This is a genomic window from Bacteroides intestinalis DSM 17393 (assembly GCF_000172175.1).
GTDB classification, from domain to species: Bacteria; Bacteroidota; Bacteroidia; order Bacteroidales; family Bacteroidaceae; genus Bacteroides; species Bacteroides intestinalis.
On record NZ_ABJL02000006.1, the window covers coordinates 299,690 to 325,815 of the forward strand.

Consider the following 26,126-nt stretch of genomic DNA (forward strand, 5'->3'; position numbering starts at 1 on the left):
GAAACCTTTCCCCACTCTCTTTTTTTTGCTATTTTTGTTTCCGTTAATCATATTGATATTATCGTGAAACAGACTATTATCTACATATTATCATTATTTATCCTCACCTTCGATTTAAAAGCAGAAGGACTTTATTTTCAATCTTATGAAGTAAATAAGGACTTACGAACCACTCTAAATCTCACTCCGGAAGAAACTCTTTCATTGGCAAAAGGCTTTTCTATGGATTTTGATTTAAAGTTACGACGGGAAAAGCATAACTTCGGTTATATATTTCGTATGATAATCAATGATAACCAAAATTTAGATTTGGTTGTTCGTTCCTCTTCTCCTAGCCGTTCGTATTTTCTCATTGTTGGCAATGAAAACAGGCTAACTTATTCTTGTGAGAATAACAAACAAGACGATATAGAATGGACACACATAACAATCTGTTATACTAAAGGTAATGACGAACTCACTCTAAAAATTGGTGACACGGTACAAAAATTAAAACTTAACGGAACTATTCCTTCATTTACAAATGTGAAGCTTTTCTTTGGAGAAACTAAACACCACATATATTCTACAACAGATGTTGCTCCTATGACTATAAGAAATATTGAACTGAAGCAAACTGGAGGAAAGCACTTCTTATGGGAACTTTGTAAACACTGCAAAAATGAAATCCGAGACAAGTATCATAATACTAAAGCAACCGTAACACATCCCGTTTGGTTAATAGACCAGAAAGCGCATTGGAAAAAATGTGCCACAGTTTCAGCTACCCAACGGCATTTCTGGGCTTTTAACGAAAAAGACTCTAAAATATATATTGCAGGTCCTCAAAATTTATATATTTACGACCTTGACTTAAATCAGTTTTTCGATACGATTGTATCAAAGAACAGCTCTTGCTTCTATAGTGATGCAGCCCGGTTACTATTTGATTCAGGAAAAAGTAAGTTATTATCTTACGAAATAGATTCCACACATATAGAATCTTTCGATTTTGTTCAGAACAGATGGGAATCTAAACATAGCACTTCATCATCTCCCCGTTTTTGGCATCATAATCATTTTATCTCTTCACAAGACAGTTCATTATATTGTTTTGGAGGATACGGTCAGCATCTGTACAAAAGTATCTTAAAGAAGTTTTCTTTCAAAACTAAACAATGGCAAGAAAAAGACTTAAGCTCATATATAACTCCAAGATATCTTGCTGCATTAGGACAATCTTCCGGTAAAGTCTACATTTTCGGAGGATATGGTAGCCAAACTGGAGAACAACAAGTATCACCACGCTATTTTTATGATTTATATGAATTGAATCCTCAAAATTATGTGATAAAAAAGATATGGGAATACGATAACTTAGAGAATAGTTTCGTGCAAGGTAATTCAATGGTCATCGATTCTGAAAAGAAATGCTTTTATACTCTCTGTTATCCCAGTGAAAAATATCACTCATACATCTATCTAAATAAATTTTCTCTAGAGAAGCCAATTAGAACAATCTTGGCAGATTCCATTCCTTTCTTGTTCAATGATACGGAATCCATGTGTGACCTCTATTTTGACAAAAAATCGCACAAGTTTATTGCTTTAGTCCAAGAATTAAGTACACAAAACCAATATGAGATAAGCATTTATAGTCTAAATTTTCCTCCTATAACACACTCTGAGATATATCAACTTCAAACATCATCTTCTAATCATAGCGTCATTTACCTTATTAGCCTTTTACTTTTCGCTATTACATTATTGATTTTCTGTTATCTACACAAAAAAAGGAGACATTCTCAAAAGAAAAAGCCTACTTATCCAATTATAGAAAAGTTTACCACCAACATGGAAGAAACTAATACAGAAATAAACACACCTCACATCCTGAAAAAAAGACAATCTTCCATTACATTCCTTGGAGGCTTTCAGGTCATCGGCATTAACGGAGATGATATTACAGGCGCGTTTACCCCTACCCTAAAGAATTTACTGGTACTAATACTACTTAACACAATGACCAAAAAGAAAGGGATCTCCTCTGAAATGTTAATTGAGCGCTTTTGGTATGACAAAAATGAGTCCAGTGCTCGTAACAACTTAAGTGTGAATATTAAGCGGTTACGTTCCTTATTAGAACAAGTTGGACCTATCCAAGTAGTTCATTCAAACGGATATTGGACAATTGAATTATCCGATTCTATCACATGCGATTACAAAAATGTAAGCCAATCACTGGAATCTATCCAAGAAAATCCAAATTTTTTATCTGAAAATCAAATAAACCAGATACTTAATCAATTAGCATTAGGCACCTTATTACCTAGTATACAAAATGAATGGATTGACGAATACAAATCCAATTACACGAACCAAGCTATTGAATCCTTAAGACTGCTATTAGACATAGTAAGCATCTCCAATGAATTAAAATGCAAAATATGCAATACGATTTTAATGCTCGACTCGCTGGATGAAGATGCTCTTATAGAGAAATGCAAGACACTCTATATTCTAGGAAGAAAGGGACAAGCCAAAAATACCTATGACACCTATTGCAAAAACTATTTAGCACTATTAAACACAGAATTCAAAACATCATTTTCTGATATTATTCAAAAGAAATAGCCACAATAGCTATTACAATAACTCACTCATTCGTAGCCAGTATTACATTTACATAACATTTCCCATTAAAATGATTTTAATGGCTTATTTTCATCGTTTTTTAAGATGATTTTAATCCGTCATAATGATATTTGTCCAGTCAATCAGACAACAATTAAGTTATCAAATTAAAACTATCATTTTATGAAAAGACACTTAATCATCCTGACAGCCTATCTCTGTGCTTGCCTAAGTTTGTTTGCACAGCAACGTACGCTAAAAGGGAAAGTAACCGATCAGGCTGACAATTCGCCAATTCCTGCAGTCACTGTCACCACATTTGATAAAAATGGGACAAGACATGGAGTTTTAACTGACATGGAGGGAAACTACTCAATCCAAATTCCAGAAGGGGCTACGACCTTAAAATTTTCTTTTATTGGAATGAAAGAAGTCACAGAAAAGATTGGTAACCGCACAATCATTAATGTGATTATGGAGGAAGATGCTATCACAACCGATGAAGTGGTTGTTACAGCTCTTGGGATTAAACGCGAAGCCAAAGCTTTAAGCTACTCAACACAAGGAGTTAATATGGATGGAATAAATGATGCAAAAAGTTCAAACATTGTATCATCTCTTTCTGGAAAAATTGCAGGTGTACAAATCACCCCTCCAGGCATGAACAATGGCTCTGCACGTATTGTTATCCGAGGTAACAATTCAGTCACAGGCAATAACCAACCACTATTCGTTGTGGATGGCATGCCGATCGACAATTCGGATGGCGAAAATGGTAATCTGGATTATGGAAACGGAGCAGCAGATATTAATCCTGATGACATTGAAAATATCGAGGTTTTAAAAGGTGCCAACGCATCTGCATTATATGGTTCAAGAGCAGCAAACGGAGTAATACTCATTACTACCAAAAAAGGAGGTGAAAAATTCAAAGTAAACATAAACTCCAACTGCATGTTCCAGACTTTAACAGAGTTTCCAGAATATCAGAATGCCTATGGAGTAGGAACCAGCTTCTATATTGACAATAAGAACAATCCTCCCCTATCTAAAACAAATTATAGAAGTTGGGGAAGTCCAATGATGGGACAACCTGTTATTGGTTTGGATGGAAAGTTAAAAGCATACCTTCCGGAACCAGATAACGTAAAAGACTTCTATCAAACAGCAACAATGTGGACTAATTCTATTTCTGTAGAAGGTGGAAACAATAAAAATCAGTATCGCATATCTTATACAAATAATCACTCTAATAGCGTTGTCAACAATTTCAATATTGACAACAAGTCAACATTCAATTTAAGACTTAACAATCAATTCACTAGTTGGTTAAGTTTAGATTCTAAAATTACATATATAGACGACAGAGTAACTAACAGACAATATTCTAAAAGTGACAATAAAAATCCAATGAATTCATATATCCATATGGCACGGAGCACATCTCTATCCGAACTATATACATGGAAAGATGCAAATGGGAACGAAATTGGTACACACCGGAATTTCAGTAATCCATATTGGATTATCAATGAGAATGAGAATAAAGATACAAAGAAACGTGTAATCGGATCATTTGTACTAAAAATTGATTTTAGCAAAGACCTATCTCTCCAAGCCAAAGCAGGCATCGATACGTATAATTGGAACGGATATACCTTTAACAATAAAGGAAGTATGAATGATGCAGACGGACAGATGCAAACATTCCAACGTGAACTAGAAAATTATAATATCGAAGGATTACTAACTTATAACAAAAGACTTAAGAAGTTTTCTGTGATGGCCAATGCCGGTATCATCATGTATAGTACTAATCAGACCCGATATACCCAAAAAATCAATTCCTTATTACAGCCGGGATTAATTAATATTTCAAATTCAGCGGAGTACCCAACAGATACACAGGAGCTAAGTGAAAAGAAAATTAACTCTATCTTTGGAGCTGTGTCCCTTGGATTCAATGATTACATATATCTAGATATCACTGGTCGTAATGACTGGTCCAGTACATTACCTGCTAAAAACAATTCATATTTTTATCCTTCTGTTGGAAGTAGTTTTATCTTCTCAGAAGCTTTTAAAATGGATAAGAGCATCGTTTCTTTTGGAAAAATCCGTGGTTCATATGCTATCGTAGGTAGCGACACCAGCCCTTATAGAGTATATGACAGCTATTCCTTCAATGGGATATTTAATGATGCAACTTTAGCATCATTATCTACCACCATGAATAATCCGGATCTTAAACCAGAAAAAACATACTCATGGGAAATAGGAGCTGATATACGCTTCTTCAAGAACCGATTGGGCATTGACTTCACCTATTATAATACCACAACTAAAAATCAAATTATCAATGCACAACTCCCGACTTCATCCGGTTACCAAAAACGTTATTATAATGCTGGGGAAATTCAGAATAAAGGTATTGAGTTAATGGTATATGGAACACCGGTTAAAAACAAAAATTTCTCATGGGAAGTTAATCTAAATTGGGCAAAAAACAACTCTAAAGTAATAAGTCTGATTGAAGGTGTAGATCGTTTTCAAATAGGTAATTACTCCAGCTATATTTACGTTTATGCAGAAGTAGGGAAGCCATATGGATACATGCGGGGACTTGGAGTTAAACGTCATGAAAACGGCAAAATGATTATGGAAGACGGAGGTGGATTACTAATGAAAGACCCAGACAAAGAATTTGGAACTTCTACACCGGATTGGGTTGGTGGTATTACTAATACATTCCGTTACAAGAATTTCGACTTCAGTTTTCTCATCGACGTCAAAAAAGGAGGAATTATTTACTCAGCCTCTACTGGTAAAATGCTCACTAATGGTATGACCTCAGAAACTCTTTTCGGACGTGACGACTATTATATCCGCAAAGAGATATGGGGAGAAAGCGACTCAGAGCTTTCGGGAGGTGCATGGTTTGATGCTGTCTACTCAGATGGTACTCCAGCAAACAAATTCATGAGTCCCCAAAGCTATGCATATTGTAAACCTAATTATGCCGAGTTTACGATTTATGATGCATCATACGTAAAACTCAGAGAACTAACATTAGGATATACATTCCCCAATCAATGGATGAGTAAAATTAAGATACAAAGACTCAGATTAGCATTTGTAGGACGAAACCTTTGGACTATCCACAAAAAAACACCACAAGGTTTCGATCCGGAAGCTTCACAGACATCAGGCAACGGACAAGGGATAGAAAACGGTTCTCTGCCTCCTAATGCCGTATATGGTTTTGATATTAAACTAACATTCTAAAAAACATAGTACAATTATGAAAAAGTTATATATTGTAATGACCTTCATCGTAAGTTTATCTCTATGGGGATGTTCCTTTACTGATTTTGGAGATCTCAACGAAAACCCTAATAATCCCACAAGAGTAGAACCTGACTTCCTCTTTGCAACAGCAATCAAAGAATCAATGAATCTATACGGCGGAGCGATGAACCGGGTTATATTCTTTAATTACACACAACAATTCTCAGGCTTCAATGGAAGTTGGCAGCGCTTTAATTATAGCGATAGCGAAAATAATACATATTGGAAAGCAGCTTATGTTTTGTGTATGCAACCAGTAAACAAGATCGCAGAAATCTTTTCAGATAACCCTGACTATAAAAACAGAGTATTAATTGCCAGGATCTGGAAAGCTTATCTCATCTCACAAACAACTGCTTTTTACGGTCCTATACCTGCTTCACAAGCACTGAAAGGCACTCCTGATATCGCCTATGATTCAGAAGCGACAATATACAAGTATCTGTTTGACGAATTAAAAGAGTGTGCTGATAATCTGGAAAAGGGAGGAGATCAATACAGCAAAACATACGATTTCATATATGGAGGAGACATCACTAAATGGAGAAAATTTGCGAATTCTCTTCGTCTACGTTTAGCCCTACGTATCAAAAATGCCGATGAAACTCAGGCAGCCACTGTAGCTAAAGAAGTATTAGCAGATGAAACAAATACAATCTGTAAAGAAGATGAATCTGCAACTTCTCATTGGGGAACTACCAGTTTGACTTGGAGTCCATTATACGATAGAGTAGTATTCAATGAGCAAGCCAATCTAGCTACGCTACCTGTTTTATGTGAAACAATGGTCTATCATACTAAACCTTATAACGATCCCAGACTCACTATCTACGGACAACCGGCTAGCCAAGGGCCTTATAAAGGAGAGTATTTTGGTCAGAATATTTCTTATGGAGGAAGCCCGACAGGATTTCCAACAGAAGAAAATCCACATAAAGGAATGTCACAAAAAGATTATTCGGCCATTGGAGCCCGTTTCTTAAAGCCAGACGCAGAATGGGTATTCATATCATATGCTGAGACAGCTTTATTAAAAGCCGAAGCAGCCTATTATGGCTGGGGTGGTCATAAGACCGCAGAACAATACTATTATGAGGGTATTGACGCTTCTTTTGCCAAATACGGTTTAACAGAGCATGTAACCACCTACAAAGACACTCCAGGTATTAAATGGGGAACAGCTTCTGATACAGAAGGGCGTGAAACCGAATTCCAAGATTTTGCACATATTTGCAGTAGTGCTATCTCCTCAGGCGATTATCTTCGCCAGATCATAATGCAGCATTGGTTAGCCATACCCATGCAATGCGCAGATGCTTGGGAGTTATTAAGACGGACTCAGATACTAGAATTCCAACCGATGTTTTCTTCTTACGAAGGAACTACTTTATACATGCCTGACCGTCTATTATACCCAAGTGACGAATATCAAGCCAATACCACGGAAGTAAATAAAGCCGCTGCAACATTAAATGGACGCGACTATTTATTTACGACATTATCATGGGGGCTTCCAGCCAAGAAAAATCCGAATTTGCCAAATGAATAACTTAAAATATTATACTTATGAAATCAATATATATCTATTTAGGAGCTATAATTTGCCTGTTATGCGCATGCTCAACCGATGAACATCTGCCGGACGTGAGTAAATTCTACTATCCCATACCAGCCACCCCCTTAAAAGAAGCTGTGAACTTAGGTGCATATTACTACACCTATAAAACTAATGACTGGAACAAAGGATATCCGGAAGAACCTGAACTTGGAGAATACGATATATTTTCCAATCCACAACTGATGAGCCGACAGTTCGAATGGGCAGTTCAAGGTGGATTAAATTATTTCATACTTAAATGGGACAATGCTGACAATGATCAGAAATTATTAACCCAGTATGCCCAATATTATACGCCAGAAGCACCTAAAATGGTCATATGTTACAATATAGCTCACCTGAAGGGAACAAATGCGTCCCCTATTGCAGAAAAGAAATTAGCACAGATGGTTACAGAACTAAAAGAACTATATAATGACCATATGTCAAAAGCCCATTATTTCAAAATCGACAACCGTCCGGTCATTATGATAACCTCTTTAATTCCCAGTTCCTCACAGCCGAATGCCATTGATTTCAATACAGTAATGAGCACAATACGGCAAGAATTTGCAAACATGAATGTCAACCCTTATTTTATCGGAGAAGTCCCAACAGGTTGGAAGGCTCCTCAGACTTATAAAAAAAGTATCATTACAATGGATGCCATCACATTGACTAGTTGGGCACCCAACGACTATGATCGCAGCTATGCTTTCTGCTCTTTCAATGACATTAGTTGGAAAAACTGGTGCGATTCCACTTCTGCTTGGAAAATGGATTATATACCATGTATATTTCCTGCATATAATGATTTGGTATCCAATCCAAAATCTAAAAACCTTATTGTAGAAAGAACAGAAAAGTTTTTCATAGACTATTGTAATGTAGCCAAAAGGAATCTTGGCAGTAAACGCTTTGTCATCGTAAATTCATGGAATGATTTTGGCAAAGGAAACGCACTGGAACCGGCCAAAGAATATGGCACAGTAAGCCTAGACATATTAAAAAAGCAATTTACCGTTAACTAATAAAATACTTATATTATGACAAAAAGATTTTCAACCTTTTTACTGTGCCTTGGTCTTGGAATATGTATAAATACCCATGCACAAAGCCAAAGTTTTCTAATATTAGGTGATATTCACTATGATTTATTAGAGAACCACGATATGGAATGGCTTCAAAAAAAGCCCGATGACCTTAGACAGGTAACGACAGAATATACCCAATTCACCAAAAAAAATTGGCCAGCATTTAGTAAACAACTCAGAAATAGAGTCAAAACCTATAAACCCGAAATAAAAGCTATTTTACAATTAGGAGACATCTCAGAAGGACTTGCAGGAAGCGAGCAGAAAGCAGAACAAATGGCACAATCTGTAGTGAAAGCAGTAGATGCTGTAGCCATGTCTATACCTTGGATAATCACCAAAGGGAATCATGACATTACAGGTCCCGGAGCACAGGAAGCCTTCATAAAATATTATATACCAATGTTTCAAAAACAACTGGATCGCACTGATATCGCTTCCGCCAACTACGCCCATCAAATTGGTGAAAATCTATTTGTTTGTTTTGATCCTTGGGAGAAAAAAATTGATGTATTAGAGCTTTTGGAGAAAAATCTAAAATCATCTAATGCTAAATATAAGTTTGTCATGTTACACGAACCTGTAATTCCCATCAATGAGCGTTGCTGGCATGTCTTCCGTAAAGACCCGGAGAAAAGGAAGCGCCTGCTTGAGATTATAGCCAGAAACAAAGCAATCGTATTAGCTGCACACATGCACCTGTTTTCAATAGTAAAAAGAGAGACACAATATGGCCCCATTATTCAATTAATGTGCAATAGCGTAGTAAAGGACTTGAAGCGTACTACTACTAATAAAGTTCTCACTCGATTTGGCTCCAATTTAGCCAAAGAATGTCCAAATTGGCAACCGACTTCTATGGAAGAGCGTATCAAATGGCTAGATGAAGAAACACCATATATATCTTATTTCAAACAGCAAGATCTCCCCGGATATGGTATATTAACGACTGACTGTAGTAAAGGAGAAATATACTTTGAATATTACGCAGCGATGGGTGACAAACCTTATGAAAGAATTTGTATCTCAGATCTTCTGAAATAAAATGCAATACAAAGAAAAAAAGAAGCTTATTTGGTTGGTTGCTATCCTATTTGGAGCAGCCAGCCAATTATTTGCCCAAGATGCTTCACTACTAGTTCTAGGTGATCTGCATCTGGATAAGTTCGAGTGGCATGATATGGATTATGTACACACGCGTCCACAAGATTTTGCACAAATCTCAAAAGAATATCCTTTTTATACAGCTACATATATGCCTCATTTATTTAAACTGATCCAAAAGCAAACCAAAGAAACCAAGCCTGAAATAAAGGCTATACTTCAATTGGGAGACTTAATGGAAGGGGTGGCTGGCAATAAGGAACTTGCAGAGAAAATGGGACAAGGGTGCACTGATATACTTCTTAATATACAATCAGACGTTCCATGGATCCTTACCAAAGGCAATCATGATGTGAGCAATAGTCCGGGACAATCAGAAGCTTGGCGCAATACAATATTGCCATTCATCTCCGCACAGGCTCAAACGACATTGGCCAATGGAATGTACACTTATAAAGTGAATGACGACATTCAACTATTTATTCTCGAACAGTTCTTCAGTAACGATGAAGGACTTCCAGAAACGAGCATTATAGATTTTCTGAGTAAAGAGCTCCCTAAGTCGAAGTCAAAGTACAAAATACTCTTAACCCATCAGCCCGTGATACCTGTAACAGAACGTTGCTGGCACTTATTCAGCGGACTCCGCAGACCAGTAAAAAACATAGAATTAAGAAATACTTTTTTGGAGTTACTTGCCGAATATCACGTAATTGTGTTCTGTGCACATTTACATCAATATTCTAAGCTAATCAGAAATACCCCTAAAGGTCCCATAGTACAATTCATGTTCAATAGTGTCATTCGCGATTTTGGAATTCCTCCACAACCTAAAGTCACAACTAGCTTTCCGTCAATAAAGGATATGAACCAGACCTGGCAAAACCATACATTGGAAAAACGAGTGCAAATTTTAAAAGAAGAAGCAAAATTCATTCGTTCCTATTACAAGGAAGAGAGTTACGGATATGGGATAGTATCATTAAAAGATGGAATACTAACAGTTGGCTATTATCGCGGATTGACTGAGGAACCTTCTGATTATACAATCATAAATCAATTATACTAATGAAAAAACTTCTAACTATCTGCTTTATTCTGATTCATACATGGAGCCTCGCCAGTAACAATGACCAAGCCCCATGGTATATTGTACAAATCAGTGATCCACAACTGGGATTCATAGAAAAAAATAAATCCATTGAACAAGAAACGATACTCTTAAAAAAAGCTATACAGAAAATCAATTCCTTACAACCAGAAATACTTGTCATAACCGGAGACTTCGTTAACTCTTCGCATAATATAGAACAAATAAAAAAATTCAAAGAGTTATGCCATCTTATTTCTCATGAGATACTCCTATACAAAGTACCAGGCAATCATGACATAGGAAATAGTTGCAATAAAGAAAATGTCGATTTTTACAATGCTCAGTACGGTGAAGATCACTTTTCAATTCTTCACAAAGGGGTACAATTAATAGGTATCAATAGTTGTCTTATTAAAGACGATGCTCCTCAGCAGAAACATCAGCTCCAATGGCTCCACAAAGAACTAAAACAAAAATGTAAAATAGAACAACGTATTATTTTCGGTCATCATCCGTTTTTCCTCTCCAACATATCCGAGAAGGAAAGCTATTCGAATATGCCTATAAAAATACGTACAATCTATAATGCTCTTTTCCTAAAGTACCATGTATCGCATTACTTTGCGGGGCATTTACATAATAATGCAACAGCCGAAAACAATGGGATTAAGTACATAACTACTTCTGCATTAGGAAAACAATTAGGTAACGCCCGTTCAGGTATTCGCATCATACAAATTAAAAATAAGAAAATAAGTCACCTTTATGTTCCCATAGAAGATATTCCGGCATCTCAGACAGAATTAGACCAACTATTTAACAATTTATTTAATCATACATATTAATTTAAAGGAGATATAATAATGAAAAAGCTAAATTTATTATTTGTAACACTGTTTACACTTATCCAATGTAACTTGGCAATTCATGCTCAAGAAACAAATAACCTCAAGTATAAAAATCAAGACTATCATCAAGCATATATTCCCAAAGGAGATGATATTCTTAAGAATAATCCGGTAAAAAACGTAATTTTAATGATTGGAGATGGAATGGGACTGGCTCATCTTGCTTCAGGCATGTATGCCAACCATAATGAACTATCCATTACCAATATTTCAACAATCGGTCTAATAAAGACACAGTCCGGTGATAAATTCACAACGGATTCTGCAGCATCAGGAACCGCCTATGCAACTGGACAAAAAACACATAATGGAGCTATTGGTGTGGATATGAATGATGCCTTAATAAAAAATATCCCGGAAATAGTTACCCAATCGAAATTTGTTGCCGGAGTGGTAACTACTGACAATATCTCCGGTGCTACCCCATCCGCCTTCTTCGCTCACCAAAAAGACAGAGGCATGTCCAAAGAAATTCTGACAGACTTACCTAAAAGTAAATTGTCTTTTATTGCCGGTGGTTCAGATGAACATTTCATGAAAGTTTACCCTCAGTATAAACAGATACTAGCGGCTCAGGACTTTATCATCCTTAACGATTATAAGGAGGTAAGCAACAACCTAAGAAATGCAAAAATAGCATTAATAGCATTTCAAAAAGATGTGGACAGCAAACAAAATGGAAGAGGTGAATTCTTACCTAAAACAACCAAAAATGCAATAGAATTCCTGAACAATAAGAAAGCAACAGGTTTTTTTCTTATGGTAGAAGGAGCACAAATAGATAAAAGGGCACATGAGAATAATTTTGCAGGTGTAATACAGGAAGTATTAGATTTCGATAAAGCGGTAGCAGAAGCCATTGCTTTTGCAGACAAAGATAAAAACACTTTGGTCATTGTTACCGCTGACCATGAAACGGGAGGACTTAGTATCAAAAAAGGAGATATCGCCCAATCATCCTTAGAAGGAAATTTCAGCAGTAAAGGACATACACCAATTATGGTTCCTATTTTTGCATATGGTCCTTCTTCTGATAATTTCAAAGGTGTGATGGAAAACAACGAAGTTATGAAGAAAATTATTTCCGTACTTATCAAACAGAAATAATTCCTTTACTGATCTCTCCATCCACCATATGCACTGTGCGGTCTGTAATCTGCGCCAGTCCTTCATCGTGGGTGACAATGACGAATGTCTGTCCGAAACGGCTACGAAGGTCAAAAAATAGCTGATGCAATTCTTCCTTGTTATGAGTATCAAGGCTGCCCGAAGGTTCGTCGGCCAATACCACAGCAGGATGATTAATAAGGGCGCGGGCTACAGCCACACGTTGTTTTTCTCCGCCGGAAAGTTCATTGGGTTTATGCCCGGCACGATCTGCCAAACCCATGAATTCGAGCAATTCCAAAGCAGATGCAGTAGCTTCTTTTTGACTGACACCGGCAATAAAAGCAGGTATCATCACATTCTCTAATGCTGTAAATTCGGGCAATAACTGATGAAACTGGAATACAAATCCGATATGCTTATTACGAAAAGCGGATAACTCCTTTTCTTTCATCCGGCTGACCAAAGTACCGCCGATAGTTACCGTCCCGTTGTCAGGAGCATCCAATGTTCCCATAATTTGAAGTAAAGTAGTCTTTCCCGCTCCACTCGGTCCAACAATACTAACAATCTCGCCCTTATCTATATTCAAATCGATCCCCCGCAAAACTTGCAGGCTACCGAAACTCTTGGTTATTCCTTGTAATTGTATCATATATGCTTCATTTTTGTCTAATGAATGATTACTTAAGTACTAATTCTTTGCCATCGCATTGGCAAACTTTTGCCACACTGCTGGCAAAGTTGTGCCAATACGGTGGCAAAAGATTGCGCTTGCTGATCATAATCTCTTCAACACATACTCCGCCAGATAGCATCCAAATACCGCCGGCATATAGCTGATTGTTCCGCATGTTGATTTCTTATTCATTTCATCTTCTGTCAGCAGTACAGCTTTCGAATCCGCTTGTTCCGTACTGAATACCACCGGAAGTTTACGTTTAATTCCCATTTTCTGAAGTCGTTTTCTGACTGCCTTGCTCAGTCCGCAATGATAGGTATCCCATATGTCGGCAAAGCGGACCTGGGTTATATCACTCTTTGCTCCGGCTCCCATACTAGAAACAATCTTAATATGTCGCTTTAAAGTTTCTGCAATCAAATGACATTTCGGAGCCAGCGTATCAATGGCATCCACTACAAAATCATAGGATGCTGCATCCAGCAGTTCGGGAATATTCTCATCTTTCAGGAATACCGGCAACACCGTCAATTCTATTTCCGGATTAATATCCCGGAAACGTTTCTCCAAGATTTCCGCCTTGCTCATTTCCAATGTAGAATGCAAGGCCGGAAGCTGACGATTGATATTCGTAGGCTGCACTGTATCCGCATCCACAATCGTCATGCGTCCTACTCCGGCACGACAAATCATCTCCGCTGCATACGCTCCTACTCCACCAAGACCCACTACGAGCACGTGTGCCTGCTGCAAACGTTCCATCTTCTCCTCACCCAATAAGAGCCGTGTCCTCTGTCTCCAATCCTCCATTTCACTAATCACTTATCACTTTGTTGCTAATCACTAATTACTCTTCTTGAACCATTTATAGAACCATTTGCCTACCTTTTCATAATGCTGATCTTCATTATTACCACGTGGATTAGAGAAAGACAACATATCTTGCGGTTCACCCAACTGATCCGGATAGAGCACTATCAAACTATTGTTGGCAAAATACTTTCCTAACTGAGCAGGAAGTCTTTCGAATGCAGGATCATAAGAAATAGAACCACGGCGGGCGCTGATAATCACCAGTAAATGATCATAATTCACTTGTCCGGTCAACAACAGTAAATCCCCCCAATCATCCAAACGGGAGAAATCAGTCATTGTCGAGCTAAACCTCTTCTTTACCAGTATTTGTAAGAGCGTAGTAGTTTCTTCATTAGCGAAGAAGTGTACCCGGCATCCCAATGTACTTCCCATACGGCAGAAATGTTCTACCCACTTCTGGAAACCCGCTTCATATTCTGCTTTCGGCGGAACAGCAATATTAATTCTCCGTATAGTATTAATCGGCATCAGGAACTTTGCAATCATCACTTCCCGGTGCAAACCTTTCAACAGGTTCTCCGCCAACATACCAAAGAAGGAATCCACAATATTAACTTTACGGTGCAAACCAATAATCACATCCGTCACCCCATGCTCTTTTGCCGTATGAATGATACCTGAAGCAATATTCAAGTCATAACGGCTGATTTGTTTCAGCGGCACATCCACCGATGCCGTTATCATGGCTGCCTTCTCCAGATAACGTTTTCCGCGAAGTTCCAGAGCTTCCGATGCATTATTATCATTAATCACATTCAATGCCACCAGATTATCTCTCTGTTTAGGATCACGTATCAACAAGGATAGACTCACCAAATCTTCAATCGTATCCGGATTGGCAACCGGTATTAAAATCTTTTCCAGCTCTACCGGACGTTTTTCATCCTCCAGATGGGCCTCATCGATAGCGATCTTACGGGCAGCACGTTCAGTAATAAATGAACTTACCACACAGGTCACGAGGATTAGCAATACAGTACCATTCAGAACATCGTCGTTCAGCAGTCTTTCACCATTAGGCAAAATTATATTATATCCGACCAGTACAGCAGCCAATGTAGCCGCCGCCTGGGCATTGCTCAAACCGTACATCAGTTCCCGCTCAATAGCTGCCATTTTATATATCTTCTGCGTCAGCCAACAAGCAATCCATTTACCAGTCAAAGCAACAGCGATCATTACTCCAGCCACTTTCAATGCATCACCATGACCAAAAATCACATGTATATCAATCAGCATTCCCACGCCAATCAGAAAGTAAGGAATGAAAAGTGCATTACCCACAAATTCCAGATGATTCATCAATGGAGAAACATGCGGAATAAGCCGGTTCAAGACCAAGCCGGCAAGGAAAGCTCCGAGAATGCCTTCCATCCCTACAAATTCCATTAAGCCTGCCCCCAAGAATACCATGGCAAGCACAAAAATGAATTGCATCACATTATCATCGTATCTGCGGAAGAACCAACGCCCAATGCGAGGGAAGAAGTACATAATCAATCCACCCAGGAAAACCACTTTGACAACCAGCCATACCCAGAACAGTCCACCGGATTCCCCCTTAAACATACCACCTACCACAGCCAAAACCAACAGCGTAAGGGTATCAGTCACCGCCGTACCTCCCACTGCAATACTTACACTACGATGTCGGGAAACACCATATCGAATCACGATAGGATATGCCACCAGCGTGTGCGAAGCATACATACTTGCCAACAGAACAGAAGTGATCAAACTATATTTCAGGAAGGTCATGTTCACCACGAGACCGATCATAATTGGAATGATAAAAGCCAGTAACCCTAACATTACGGCCTTTCCCCTATTTTGCTTGAAGTCTGACATATTCATTTCCAGACCAGCCAGAAACATGATATAGTATAAACCCACCTTGCCAAACAACTCGAAACTACTATCCCGTGCTAAAATATTAAACCCATGCTCGCCAATTACCAATCCTGCCAATATCATACCGATAATATGTGGGATACGAAGCCTATTCAACAAAATAGGAGCAAACAATATAATAAGAAGTACAAGGAGAAATATCCATGTAGGGTCGGTAATGGGAAGTTTTAGACTGAAGTCAAATAAGTCCATGGGCTTCAAGTTTTAGGTTTACGTTGCAAAATAACAAAAAACTTTTCATTTTATACGTTGTCATACAGCAAATTGTTATAAATTTGCAGCCAATTCTATCGTTTTTAAGCATAGAAGAACATTTTTATAAACTTAATTAAAAAACAAAAGAAAATGAAAGTAGCTATTGTTGGAGCAAGCGGAGCCGTGGGACAGGAGTTCCTGCGTGTGCTCGATGAAAGGAATTTCCCGTTGGATGAGTTAGTGTTGTTCGGTTCTAAACGCAGTGCCGGAACAAAATACACATTCCGCGGTAAACAGATCGAGGTAAAACTCTTGCAACACAACGATGACTTTAAAGGGGTTGATATCGCTTTCACTTCCGCAGGCGCTGGTACCTCTAAAGAGTATGCCGAGACCATCACCAAACATGGTGCTGTGATGATCGATAACTCCAGTGCTTTCCGTATGGATAATGACATACCTTTGGTAGTTCCCGAGGTAAATGCTGCCGATGCAAAAGATCGTCCACGCGGCATCATCGCCAACCCTAACTGTACCACTATACAAATGGTAGTGGCACTGAAAGCCATCGAACAGCTTTCTCACATAAAGACTGTACACGTTTCTACGTATCAGGCTGCCAGCGGTGCAGGTGCTGCCGCTATGGATGAATTGTACACACAATACCGCCAGGTGTTAGCAGGTGAATCTGTTACTGTTGAAAAGTTTGCATACCAGTTGGCATTCAACCTCATTCCTCAGATTGACGTATTCACCGATAACGGATACACTAAAGAAGAAATGAAAATGTTCCACGAGACCCGTAAGATTATGCACTCCGACATTAAAGTAAGTGCAACTTGCGTACGCGTTCCTGCTCTTCGCTCTCACTCTGAAAGCATTTGGGTAGAAACAGAACGTCCTATTTCAGTGGAAGAAGCTCGTGAAGCTTTTGCAAAAGGCGACGGCTTGGTATTGCAGGATAATCCTGCCGAAAAGGAATATCCAATGCCTCTGTTCCTTGCAGGCAAAGATCCCGTTTATGTAGGTCGTATCCGTAAGGATCTGGCTAATGAAAACGGTCTGACTTTCTGGATTGTGGGTGACCAGATCAAGAAAGGTGCCGCACTGAACGCAGTACAGATTGCAGAATATTTGGTAAAAGAGAATGCTCTCTAAGCATTACCAATAAAATAGAACCATTAGAGAAATGGTTGTAAACGAAAAAAGAGGTTATCCCGAACGAGATAACCTCTTTTTCATACTAACCCATTGGCGGGATTCATTCATCTCGGCATGGAAATGAATTAAAGGTTAGTGATATGATTTTGTTAGTTTACTGATAACCAACTAATAGTATTTACCAATTAGTTACTACAATATGTAAAAACATTTACTGCCGTATGTAACGACCTTTACCCCTTACTGTAACGACCTTTACCTCGGCATGTAACGCCCTTTACTTCGGTGTGTAAATGGAGTTACCGTGTGGGGTTAACAAAGTTACCATTTGGCGTAAACTGAATTTCCATATGAGGAATCAACTTTCATGAAACAATAGGCATTCCTTTATAGCTTTTTCGACAAGCTTCTTTGCAGCAGGCCTGCACCCTGGGAAGAAAGATGTATCAAAAACTCCTTTCTTTGAGGCCTTACGCCAATTCCCGGTGATACGGCCTTGATGAAGAATAACAGGTTGGAATATACCAAAATTATTATAGGCATACTGAGCGTGCGATTCCTTTATACAGTCAAAGCGGTTTTTATAACTCACCAGATATTCATCAAACGGCGGAAGAAACTGAAGAATACTTTTCTCATCAACTTCCACCTCCTCGGTAAGTCCGGGTGAAGAGACATGTATCATCATCTCCCTGTCATTATATCGTTCTGTAATAATTTCCTGCCCAAGTGACGCTATAGCGCTACGTGCTTCACGTATGTTCAATGCAGACCACCAAACGAAATCTTCCAGTGTTGCCGGACCGTGGCTTCTGAAATACCTTCGGGCGAGTTCAGCAAGAGCCTCCTCACGAGAGAGTTCTATAGCATCCGGAATCCTTTCACTGGTCAATGCATAGGTATGTTTCCCATTCTTCTCAATGCCACTGCATATTGTTCCGTCCGCCTCACCAAAACTTAGATGCATTTTAACGATGGGTTCACTGAGAGTTATACCTTTCAACTGAAGCTGTTCAAGAGCTTCCTGGCACGTCAGATGTTGTCCGGTCAGAATTTCTTCTATTTGGGGCTTGTACAGCAAACAATCCTCTTTTGTTAGGCCATGATGCTTTGCATAAAAGCTGAACTTTGACAACATACTCTTAGCAGACAATTCAGTCATCCATTTTATATCCTTTCCCGGAATATAATGCCACGTAGGACGCATCACATGAGTACGCAAAATCCGCCCTGAATCCAATGCTTCCTGAACAGCCGTCAACGAAGGTTTCGCTATACGCAAACCGACTGCCCACTTAGCCGCCCTGATCTCTTGCGCCTGCATAGCACCCATCCATTCAACAACCTCCTCCGGCCTTTCAAACCGTGGTCCTGCAATTCCCTGTGATAACATTCTTAATTTAAGCATACTTCTAATGACAAAATTATTATTTTACTAACAGACAGCTTTTTACAAAGATAGAAAATATTTTATGATATCCAACCATCCCCCTATATCACAGCAAGAAAAGAGGTTGAACTCTAAGTAAATAGAATTCAACCTCTTTCAGTTACACCATTAACAATCTCACCTTATTTCCAGAACGGATTCTGTTCCATATTCGTATTCAAAGTCAGCTGAGTTGTAGGTATCGGATAGAAATAGTGCTTTGGTTCGTAGGTACGTGGCTGGTTAAGAGTGTTAGAACCAATCATATATCCATCATTATTCACATCGACTTCCGGATTCTCCACATTCTTCATGTTAGCTCCAAGATAGATCGTAGGATTTTTGGAGGAATCAAGTAAATCAAGTTTATGCCAACGAATTAAATCCCAATAACGAGTCCAGTTATCACACATCAACTCACAACGACGACAACGGCGGATCTCCCATATCAAATTGCTAACTCCCATATTGTTGGCTGGATCAGCTTCCGGTTGAGTGGTCATACCGGGTAGCCCGGCACGCTCTTGCAACTTATTAATGGACTTGTCAAGATCAGCTTGCGTCAATGTTCCAAGTTCTGCCTTAGCCTCAGCGAAGTTCAGATAGACAACAGACAGCCAGAAAAGCGGACAGTCAGTATATTGCTTGTTGATACTGTTACGGTCACTTACCGCCAACTCCTCCGGATTATCATATTTAGCTATACCGTAACCAGTAGTAGAAGTGAACCCTGCAACTCCGGCACGACTATAAGCACTACCCTTGAAGCATAACACAGGATCGAGAGTAGCCGCCAATCGCTTGTCGCGAACAGCAAGAACAGACTCAAGATTGTATTTACCATCTGCATCTTTCACTGCGGCATCATTGGTATCCATTGTAGTGGTTGCTTTAGGTTTACCGTCAAGGAACAAGTAATTATCGAAAGCATTTTTGGTCATACCGCTAGTACCACTTGTATTAACAGTATAGTCAATGGTAGAATGCATGAAAACATTTTGAGAATAAGGCTTGTAGAAAATCATTTCAGGATTAGAACTAAGCGATATTGAATTATAGTTTCCCTTATAACTCGGATTCAATGAGTATCCCTTAGTCATCAATGCTTCACAAGCAGCCACACATTCACGCAAGTACTTCTCAGCGCGAGTGTTATCAGCAGCTTTACCGGCATTGTCACTTGCATTACGATACTTACAGTAGGTACCTTCATACAATGTGATATCAGCTTTCATTGCCAACGCCATGTCAGCACTAAAGCGTTGTTTGTTAGTGCCCGTAATTGTACTTGCAGCATAGTTCAGGTCTTCTAGGACATTGTCCATTACAATATCTCGATCCGTACGTGGTCCGTAAACCACATCCTTGTCTGCCGGATCCACAACTGTAGTAATCCACTGTACGTCACCATACATGCGAACCAATTGATAATATTCCCATGCACGGTTCAAACGTGCCAGACCTTCATAATTAGCCTTAACAGCATCATCAAGAGAAGAAGTTTGCAGTCCTTCAATAATATAATTGGCACGACGAATTTCTGTGAAAGGATCGGACCAATTTGTAGAAGTGGCTACTACACTTGTATAAGTCCAGACTGTCGACTGATAGTCTACCTGATCATCACTCAATGTTTTGAAATAAAACCATCCGCCACCGCTGCCATTTCCATAACCCGAATAGTTGTTATAGAATGTATTGCATTGGTTGTCAAGGTTACTCGTATTACTCCAATATGCAGGAGTATTGGTAAAGGCATCCAAAGGTGCTTTGTCGAGAAAGTCATTACAACTTGTCAAGGCCATCAGTGCCATTGTTCCGTATATGAATAGCTTTTTCATCATTCTTATTGTTTAATAGTTATTATAAGGTTACCTGAATACCGAATGAGAAGGTACGAGTGATAGGAGTTGTACGTCCCCAGCCTCCATAGGTAAGGCCATCACCAGTACTGATTTCCGGATCAACAGGAAGATCACTGCCCTTGTAGAGCAAGAAGAGGTTACTACCACTAAAGTAGATACGTGCCTTTTCGATGAAAGCTTTACGGGTCCACTCCTTCGGTAAAGTATAGCCAACAGTTACGTTCTTTAAACGAAGATAAGACATATCAGTCAAGTAACGAGATTGCGGATAATAGTTATTGGAACCGTTTGCAATACCTGACACAGTACCTTTGGCTTCATTTCCCGGATATAAACGAGGATAAGTATTACTCTGGTCAATATCATAACCGGTAATCGTTTTCCAATCATCAGTATAGAATACTCTATTGAAACTTTTTTGATTATCGTAGATAGCCAAGTCAGCTGCACGCATCATCGGGAAATTCAAAGAAGAAATAGTCCAATCAGAACGTTTTCCCACACCTTGGAAGAATAAATCTAAGTCAATGCCTTTCCAGTTACCACCCAGGTGGAAGCCATATTCATAACGAGGGAGTGAATTACCGATAATCTTCAAGTCACCATGATCATCAGCGGTTCCTTTTCCACCGTCAATCGCGCCACTGCCATCCAAATCTTTGAACTTAATATCACCAGGACCATAATGGAACGGAGCACGCTCAAGTGCAGATTGACCAGCAATACCCGGCTTGTAGTTCCATGAACCATCTGCATTCTGACCAGTAAAGTCAGATTCTTCAAAATAACGATCTGTTTCGAAACCCCAGATATCACCATAATTCTTGCCCGAATAGTAAGAACTGAGCAACTTAGTATCATTATTCCACTTTGTTACTTTTGTCTTTGAATCACTAAGATTGAAGTTAGCATACACATTAAATTCACCGAATTTATGATGCCAATCGAGGTTTAATTCCCATCCACGGGTGCGCAGTGTACCTGCATTATCGTAAGGAGCAGTAGCACCTACACTGTTCGGAAGAACCTGGGCAGGAGCAAGCATATCACGATTTTCACGTTGATACCAGTCAAATCCTACAGTTAATTCATTATTCAGGAAACCTAAATCCAAACCAATGTCAGTAGTGCGGATGCGTTCCCAAGTAAGAGACTTTGACACCAGTTTAGGCATATTGTACTGAGTCAATCTATTTGCATTAGCTCCATTGCCATCCACCCAATAAATATATCCTGTAGATGATGTATTTTCTCGTTGGCTGATCAATGCTTCAAACATATAATCTCCAATGGCTTCATTTCCGATTTCACCATAGGATGCACGTAACTTAGCATTACTAATCACTTTCTTCAATGGTGCAAAATAAGCCTCTTCCGAGAAGCGATATCCGATAGAAGCAGAAGGGAAGAATGCCCATTTATCATTATGTGGAAATCTGGAAGAACCATCGTAACGTCCATTTACTTCCAACAGATAGATACCCTTGTAATCATAGTTGATACGTCCGAAATAACCGGCTGAAGCACGGGAAGTATGCGACCAGTTTATTTGTTGTCCATCTTGGCTTGCCAAATTCAATTCAGGGTATGCTTCATCATACAATCCTTTACGGTATCCATATAAATAAGTGTAATCTACTTCTTCAGCATTAGCTCCGACCATTACATTCAAATTATGGCTCTTTGCAAAAGTTTTGGCATAGTTGGCATATGCATTCAAAGTCCAAGTATTCTGCTTGGAATTATCACGCCAGATTGCTGAGTTACTTTTGGTAACAATATATTTAGGAGTAGGCATTCCCGACCAGTCAATACCATAGACCGAGAAGTCTTCAGAGCCACTGTTCAAGTTCTGAATTGCATAAGTGAAATCAGCATTCAAAGTAAGTCCTTTTACTATTTCTGCTTTCAAGAATCCATTCAAACGGGTAAGGTCAGTTATTTCCTTACGGTCGGATGCTTGCTTACGCATAGACATAAGACGAGTATCATAACCATCAATGGTACCTGAAGGAATGAAGAAAGAACCCCAACGCCAAAGGGTCTGATAAGTACTACTGTAAATGTCAGGACGCTGATAAGCCTTACGAGAGTAATTGACACGTGCACCTACTTGCAACCAATCATATAAATTGGTCGTTACATTCACTGAAACATTGTACTTCTTCAATTCATCGGGACGTACTTTCATAATACCTTCTTTCTCATCATAACCAAAAGAAAGGTAATAGTTCGTCTTACCAGAACTTCCCTGAACAGATATATTATGGCTTTGTGAAGGGGCTGCTTTACTATAATAAATATCCTGCACATCCCAGTCTGCATAATAATAAGGAGTTCCGTCAATGATATTATAATCCCCCACATTGCTGTCACTCTGATACGGTCTCATTTCACCATATTTTAGTTTTCTTCCTCCATTCTGTTGTGCCCACTTTTCGGCATAAGGCAATAGTTTATCAAAATACATACCAAAGAGTTCCACTTCATATTGGTTAGCATTGGCCTTAGCCTCCAATGCAGCCCGAAGTTGTGTAGGAACATCCGGGAAATTCGGAAGATAAGTTGCTTGATCCCACGCGAAATTATTACTATAATTTATAGTAACCTTTTCCGTCGGCTTAGCACTTTTCGTATTAATCAAAATAACACCAAAAGCTGCACGTGTACCATAAATAGAGGTAGAAGCAGCATCTTTCAGTACAGAGATACTCTCAATATCCTGTGTATTCAAGAAAGAAATGTCATCCATCGGGACTCCATCCACAACAATCAACGGATTACTCTTTTCAGAATTACTTAACGTACCGACACCACGAATACGCATTGCAGCACTCCCGTTGATATCACCATTTTCAGTCGTGATACTCAAACCAGGAACCGCACCTTGCAGTGCTTTGGTTACATCTTGCTGAGGGCGGCCTGACATCGTTTTATTCAAGTCCACAGTAGTAACTGCACCTGTTAAATTGGCTTTCTTTTGTGTACCGTAACCAACTACTACTACTTCATCCAATAATTCCGTATCTTCCTTCAACACGATTTTCATAGTAGGTGTAGCCTTTACTTCTTGGGGCTGATAACCCACGAATGATATTTTTAATATTGCTCCTGGCTTCACACTCAAAGTAAACTTTCCGTCAACGTCAGTAACAATGCCATTAGTTGTCCCTTTTTCTACCACACTGGCACCGATAACCGGCTCGCCTGCCGCATCTACAACCAAACCTGTAACATTGATAGATTGTAACTGCTCTGTTACTTCTGAAACATGATCCGAAGCAACCTGGTTAGCCATCGCATTACCGCTTCCTAAAAACAGTGCACTGATGGCTACTGCTGTGAAGAATTTGCTATTTGCTAATCCTCGTTTTTTGCGATCTTCATTCATAAATGATTGATAATTTTGTTGTTAAATAAAATAGTTCTCTCAAAAATTAGGGTAAGGATAATCAGATAGAAATAGTTAGTCAGATCTATTTCTTCTGTCAGACAAGTTTTTCTTCCATAGGCGTTTTTTCTTATTTATAGGTTTAACTTATATTTTATCTCTCTTATTATTTTTAGAGGTTTACCAAGTTCCAAGAGAACATTGCTGAAAATGTGTAGTAATAAAGATGAGCAAAAAACGTGTTGGTCCTGAATATCACCTATAGTAATAGCTGATAAGGTTAAAAAATGCCATATAGAATATGTTGAGAGAATAATTATCCGATTATTATTTGTTTATGTTCCGATTATTGGTAGTTTTGCCAAAAACAGGAACCTGTTTTGTGTGATAATGCCAATAATCGGAACATAAGACTGTAGCTATGGAATTGTATCGGAGTATAATAGAAGATTTGAAAGCGTGGAAACGCAATTCTGAAAGAAAGCCCCTTATATTAAAAGGAGCACGTCAAACCGGAAAAACTTGGATTCTTGAATATTTTGGGAGAACAGAGTTTAAGTACACGGCCAAATTTAATTTTGACAAGGATCATTCTATCCATGAGATATTTGAAACAACTAAAGAACCCTCCCGAATTATCTCACAATTGTCATTGCTCATTGACAGTCCTATTCTGCCGGGCGAAACCTTACTTATTTTCGATGAAATTCAAGAATGCAATCCTGCCCTGAACGCATTGAAGTATTTCTACGAAGATGCGTCTGAGTATGCTGTTGTAGCGGCAGGCTCTTTGTTAGGTGTAGCTTTGTCGAAGGGAGATTCATTCCCGGTAGGCAAAGTTGAGTTCTTGAATTTATATCCTCTTACATTTAAGGAATTCTTGAAGACGATCAATGAAAAACTATATAGCTATATTGAAGAACTTACTGAAATCGCTCCTTTATCACAATTCGTTACTGACAGGCTTAGTGAACTGTATCAACAATACTTGGTCATTGGTGGAATGCCCGCCGTAATAAACTATTTCCTCGAAAATAAAGGTATGGAAAAAGTGAAAAAGGAACAGCAAACAATACTGAATGCCTATACTCTGGATTTTTCAAAACATGCAGAAAATAAAGATATTCCCCGTATTACTCATATTTGGAATTCCATTCCCAGCCAGTTGGCTAAAGAGAATAGAAAGTTCCTATATAAATTGGTTAAGCCCGGTGCACGTGCCCGTGATTATGAAGACGCTTTGCTTTGGTTGGAAAGTGCCGGTTTGATTTACCGGGTATTTTGTACAACAAAACCGTTTCTTCCTTTGAAAGCCTATGATGATTTGTCAGCATTCAAAGTCTATCTATCCGATGTCGGACTGTTGCGTGAATTATCCGGGCTTCCATCTGAAATTATATTTTTGGGTAACGGTGCATATACGGAATTTAAAGGAGCTATTGCTGAAAATTATGTTTTGCAGAGTTTAGTTCCTCAATATGATATTCTTCCACGATATTGGACTTCTATAGGGAAAGCTGAAGTTGATTTTGTCATTCAGTCTGGTAGTGAAATTATCCCTGTTGAAGTAAAAGCTCAAACTCGGTTAGGAGGTAAAAGTTTGTCCGTTTATGATGCAAATTATCATCCGGCATGTAAGTTACGCTATTCATTGAATAATCTAAAACAAGATGGCACGCTGATTAATATACCTTTATATCTGGCAGATTGGACAAAGAAGATTGTTAATTTTTTGACCTTGCACTAATTAAA

16 protein-coding genes are annotated in these 26,126 nt (G+C 38.8%); 10 read left to right on the plus strand and 6 right to left on the minus strand.

Annotated features, from left to right (window positions below):
• Window positions 1–63 precede the first annotated feature (63 nt).
• From BACINT_RS03240 to BACINT_RS03275, 8 genes are all read left to right on the plus strand, one after another.
• Window positions 64–2,613, plus strand: coding sequence for a hypothetical protein (locus BACINT_RS03240; RefSeq protein WP_007660581.1), 2,550 nt, complete (start codon window positions 64–66; stop codon window positions 2,611–2,613).
• Window positions 2,614–2,796: 183 nt separating this feature from the next.
• Window positions 2,797–5,898 (plus strand): SusC/RagA family TonB-linked outer membrane protein, encoded by a 3,102-nt coding sequence (locus BACINT_RS03245; protein ID WP_007660582.1) that lies wholly within the window; start codon window positions 2,797–2,799, stop codon window positions 5,896–5,898.
• A 16-nt stretch (window positions 5,899–5,914) separates the two neighbouring features.
• A complete protein-coding gene (locus BACINT_RS03250; RefSeq protein WP_007660583.1) occupies window positions 5,915–7,510 on the plus strand; it encodes a SusD/RagB family nutrient-binding outer membrane lipoprotein in 1,596 nt (531 codons plus the stop codon).
• Between the two features lie 17 nt (window positions 7,511–7,527).
• Complete coding sequence (locus BACINT_RS03255; protein WP_007660584.1) at window positions 7,528–8,589, plus strand: glycoside hydrolase family 99-like domain-containing protein; 1,062 nt, start codon at window positions 7,528–7,530, stop codon at window positions 8,587–8,589.
• A gap of 15 nt (window positions 8,590–8,604) precedes the next feature.
• A complete protein-coding gene (locus BACINT_RS03260) occupies window positions 8,605–9,696 on the plus strand; it encodes a metallophosphoesterase family protein (protein ID WP_007660585.1) in 1,092 nt (363 codons plus the stop codon).
• A 1-nt stretch (window position 9,697) separates the two neighbouring features.
• Complete coding sequence (locus tag BACINT_RS03265; RefSeq protein ID WP_007660586.1) at window positions 9,698–10,825, plus strand: metallophosphoesterase family protein; 1,128 nt, start codon at window positions 9,698–9,700, stop codon at window positions 10,823–10,825.
• A complete protein-coding gene (locus BACINT_RS03270) occupies window positions 10,825–11,694 on the plus strand; it encodes a metallophosphoesterase (protein ID WP_007660587.1) in 870 nt (289 codons plus the stop codon). Before BACINT_RS03265 ends, BACINT_RS03270 begins: the two co-directional genes overlap by 1 nt.
• 18 nt (window positions 11,695–11,712) lie before the next feature.
• Window positions 11,713–12,864: an alkaline phosphatase gene (locus BACINT_RS03275; protein ID WP_007660588.1), complete on the plus strand. Its 1,152-nt coding sequence runs from the start codon at window positions 11,713–11,715 to the stop codon at window positions 12,862–12,864.
• Here the strand turns inward: BACINT_RS03275 and BACINT_RS03280 are convergent.
• The 3 genes from BACINT_RS03280 to BACINT_RS03290 all read right to left on the minus strand — a co-directional run bounded on the left by BACINT_RS03280 (window position 12,851) and on the right by BACINT_RS03290 (window position 16,525).
• Window positions 12,851–13,519, minus strand: coding sequence for an ABC transporter ATP-binding protein (locus BACINT_RS03280; RefSeq protein ID WP_007660589.1), 669 nt, complete (start codon window positions 13,517–13,519; stop codon window positions 12,851–12,853). The genes BACINT_RS03275 and BACINT_RS03280 overlap by 14 nt on opposite strands.
• A 126-nt stretch (window positions 13,520–13,645) precedes the next feature.
• A complete protein-coding gene (locus BACINT_RS03285) occupies window positions 13,646–14,356 on the minus strand; it encodes a tRNA threonylcarbamoyladenosine dehydratase (protein ID WP_007660590.1) in 711 nt (236 codons plus the stop codon).
• Between the two features lie 33 nt (window positions 14,357–14,389).
• Window positions 14,390–16,525 carry a cation:proton antiporter gene (locus tag BACINT_RS03290; protein ID WP_007660591.1) on the minus strand — a complete coding sequence of 712 codons (2,136 nt, stop codon included), beginning with the start codon at window positions 16,523–16,525 and terminating at the stop codon, window positions 14,390–14,392.
• A gap of 153 nt (window positions 16,526–16,678) precedes the next feature.
• On the opposite strand from BACINT_RS03290, the gene BACINT_RS03295 reads away from it, so the two are divergent.
• Entirely contained in the window at window positions 16,679–17,686 is a 1,008-nt protein-coding gene (locus BACINT_RS03295) for an aspartate-semialdehyde dehydrogenase (protein ID WP_007217016.1), read from the plus strand.
• 361 nt (window positions 17,687–18,047) lie between these two features.
• Here the strand turns inward: BACINT_RS03295 and BACINT_RS03300 are convergent, their stop codons facing one another.
• The 3 genes from BACINT_RS03300 to BACINT_RS03310 all read right to left on the minus strand — a co-directional run bounded on the left by BACINT_RS03300 (window position 18,048) and on the right by BACINT_RS03310 (window position 24,374).
• Window positions 18,048–19,097 (minus strand): winged helix DNA-binding domain-containing protein, encoded by a 1,050-nt coding sequence (locus tag BACINT_RS03300; RefSeq protein WP_007660592.1) that lies wholly within the window; start codon window positions 19,095–19,097, stop codon window positions 18,048–18,050.
• A 164-nt stretch (window positions 19,098–19,261) separates the two neighbouring features.
• On the minus strand, window positions 19,262–20,959 hold the full coding sequence (locus BACINT_RS03305; protein WP_044154717.1) for a RagB/SusD family nutrient uptake outer membrane protein: 1,698 nt from the start codon (window positions 20,957–20,959) through the stop codon (window positions 19,262–19,264).
• A 22-nt stretch (window positions 20,960–20,981) separates the two neighbouring features.
• On the minus strand, window positions 20,982–24,374 hold the full coding sequence (locus BACINT_RS03310; RefSeq protein ID WP_007660594.1) for a SusC/RagA family TonB-linked outer membrane protein: 3,393 nt from the start codon (window positions 24,372–24,374) through the stop codon (window positions 20,982–20,984).
• Window positions 24,375–24,795: 421 nt separating this feature from the next.
• Here BACINT_RS03310 and BACINT_RS03315 point away from each other — a divergent pair, with 421 nt between their 5' ends.
• A complete protein-coding gene (locus tag BACINT_RS03315) occupies window positions 24,796–26,121 on the plus strand; it encodes an ATP-binding protein (protein ID WP_007660595.1) in 1,326 nt (441 codons plus the stop codon).
• Window positions 26,122–26,126: the final 5 nt, after the last annotated feature.

What these genes read in the sequence shown, in the direction of transcription:
- BACINT_RS03245 (WP_007660582.1), top strand. Translation starts at nt 2,797, where the DNA reads ATGAAAAGACACTTAATCATCCTGACAGCCTATCTCTGTGCTTGCCTA.
- BACINT_RS03250 (WP_007660583.1), top strand. Translation starts at nt 5,915, where the DNA reads ATGAAAAAGTTATATATTGTAATGACCTTCATCGTAAGTTTATCTCTA.
- BACINT_RS03255 (WP_007660584.1), top strand. Translation starts at nt 7,528, where the DNA reads ATGAAATCAATATATATCTATTTAGGAGCTATAATTTGCCTGTTATGC.
- BACINT_RS03260 (WP_007660585.1), top strand. Translation starts at nt 8,605, where the DNA reads ATGACAAAAAGATTTTCAACCTTTTTACTGTGCCTTGGTCTTGGAATA.
- BACINT_RS03265 (WP_007660586.1), top strand. Translation starts at nt 9,698, where the DNA reads ATGCAATACAAAGAAAAAAAGAAGCTTATTTGGTTGGTTGCTATCCTA.
- BACINT_RS03270 (WP_007660587.1), top strand. Translation starts at nt 10,825, where the DNA reads ATGAAAAAACTTCTAACTATCTGCTTTATTCTGATTCATACATGGAGC.
- BACINT_RS03275 (WP_007660588.1), top strand. Translation starts at nt 11,713, where the DNA reads ATGAAAAAGCTAAATTTATTATTTGTAACACTGTTTACACTTATCCAA.
- BACINT_RS03280 (WP_007660589.1), bottom strand. Translation starts at nt 13,519, where the DNA reads ATGATACAATTACAAGGAATAACCAAGAGTTTCGGTAGCCTGCAAGTT.
- BACINT_RS03285 (WP_007660590.1), bottom strand. Translation starts at nt 14,356, where the DNA reads ATGGAGGATTGGAGACAGAGGACACGGCTCTTATTGGGTGAGGAGAAG.
- BACINT_RS03290 (WP_007660591.1), bottom strand. Translation starts at nt 16,525, where the DNA reads ATGGACTTATTTGACTTCAGTCTAAAACTTCCCATTACCGACCCTACA.
- BACINT_RS03295 (WP_007217016.1), top strand. Translation starts at nt 16,679, where the DNA reads ATGAAAGTAGCTATTGTTGGAGCAAGCGGAGCCGTGGGACAGGAGTTC.
- BACINT_RS03300 (WP_007660592.1), bottom strand. Translation starts at nt 19,097, where the DNA reads ATGCTTAAATTAAGAATGTTATCACAGGGAATTGCAGGACCACGGTTT.
- BACINT_RS03305 (WP_044154717.1), bottom strand. Translation starts at nt 20,959, where the DNA reads ATGAAAAAGCTATTCATATACGGAACAATGGCACTGATGGCCTTGACA.
- BACINT_RS03310 (WP_007660594.1), bottom strand. Translation starts at nt 24,374, where the DNA reads ATGAATGAAGATCGCAAAAAACGAGGATTAGCAAATAGCAAATTCTTC.
- BACINT_RS03315 (WP_007660595.1), top strand. Translation starts at nt 24,796, where the DNA reads ATGGAATTGTATCGGAGTATAATAGAAGATTTGAAAGCGTGGAAACGC.